The sequence below is a fragment of the Serratia sp. BW106 genome, from assembly GCF_002607755.1.
GTDB lineage: Bacteria > Pseudomonadota > Gammaproteobacteria > Enterobacterales > Enterobacteriaceae > Serratia > Serratia proteamaculans.
In genome coordinates this window covers 1-1,471 of the sequence record NZ_MCGS01000058.1, presented here as the reverse complement: position 1 = coordinate 1,471, position 1,471 = coordinate 1, and the positions used below count along the sequence as shown (strand labels likewise).

At 54.1% G+C, this 1,471-nt stretch carries 1 protein-coding gene; it reads left to right on the top strand.

Features of this window, described 5'->3' with window-relative positions:
* Positions 1 to 84: 84 nt before the first annotated feature.
* On the top strand, positions 85 to 1,471 hold a 1,387-nt coding region (locus BEI65_RS25595; RefSeq protein ID WP_232519157.1), incomplete at its 3' end, for an IS4 family transposase.

Here is a 1,471-nt window from a genome sequence, read left to right as displayed (position 1 = left end):
GCAATGCCGATCAGTTAAGGATCGGTTGACCGATCCTTAATCTGCGGCAATATAACGGCTTCCATTACAGGGAGCCGTTTTCTTATGCCACTTCTCGATGACCTGCTCAGTTTTAGCGACCAGCCTTTGTTACCGCCACCTTCTGCGCAGATTTTTGCTGAACATCTTCCTGTTGAATGGCTCCAGCATTGCCTTTCTCTGTCTACCCATGCCACCGTCAGACGCCGCCGCCTGCCCGGGGACATGGTGGTCTGGATGGTCGTTTGTATGGCCTTCTTTCGTAATGAGCCCATTACCGATATTGTCCGCCGCCTTAACCTCAGTGCCGATGGCGAAGCCGGCACGCAGCTTCTGGCACGCAGCGCCATTACACAGGCACGTCAGCGTGTCGGTGCTGCCCCTGTTGAATGGCTGTTTCGCCAGACAGCACGAACCTGGGGGACTGAACGCTATCCCAAAGATGACTGGAGAGGATTGCAGCTCTTTGCCGTCGACGGTGCACAACTGCGTACGCCCGATGAACCAGAACTTCGTGCGCATTTTGGTTCCAGTAACACCTCTACAGACCGACAGAGTCCTTTTCCGGTGATGCGTCTGGTGGCGTTGATGAACCTGAGCAGTCATGTTCTGCTGGATGCGGTCACCGGGCCTTACCGGTGTAGCGAGACCCGGTTGGCGCATGACCTGATTAAGGCGTTACCGGATAACTCCATCACCCTGTTTGATAAGCTATTTTTTAGTGCGGATTTACTAACAGGGGTGAACCATGGCGGCGAAAATCGCCACTGGCTACTGCCTGCCCGCAAAGGGATGGTCGCAGACGTGCAGGAAAGCTACGGAGCGGGCGACCGTCTGCTAAAAATGAAAGTCTCTGCGCAGGCTCGAAAGCAAAACCCGGCCCTTCCTGAGTCCTGGTATGCCCGGGCGGTCAGTTACGATATCGGCGGTGTGGAGAAAACCGTGCTGACTTCATTGCCTGCGGATCGTTATCCGGCCAAAGCGGTGGCGGAGCTTTATCATTCCCGATGGGAAATCGAAGTGGGTTTTCGCAATATCAAAAGCAGCCTGCAGAGTAATGCGATGGTGCTGAGAAGCCGCAAAGTGGAGTTGCTGCATCAGGAAGTGTGGGGGTTGCTGCTGGCTTACAACCTTATCAGGCGGGAAGCGGCGCTGACGGCAAAACAGTATAAAAGAGCGCCGTCGGAGATGAGTTTTAAATTTGCTTTTGGGGTAATAGCGACGGAACTGATAGTGCTGGGTAATACGGTATCCCCCGGAACGATACCGAAACGGCTGATGCACCTGAGGGGGAGTTTGGAGGCGATGTTCATAACAAAACGCCCCCGACCATCAAGGCCGAGGGCGGTTAAGATATCAAAAACCCGTTATCCGGTGAATCGTTATGCCTCTTTCAGCGTCATCGAATTGATCATCGCCTCCATACGCACCAAAACCTTGTCGTCCATCTGCG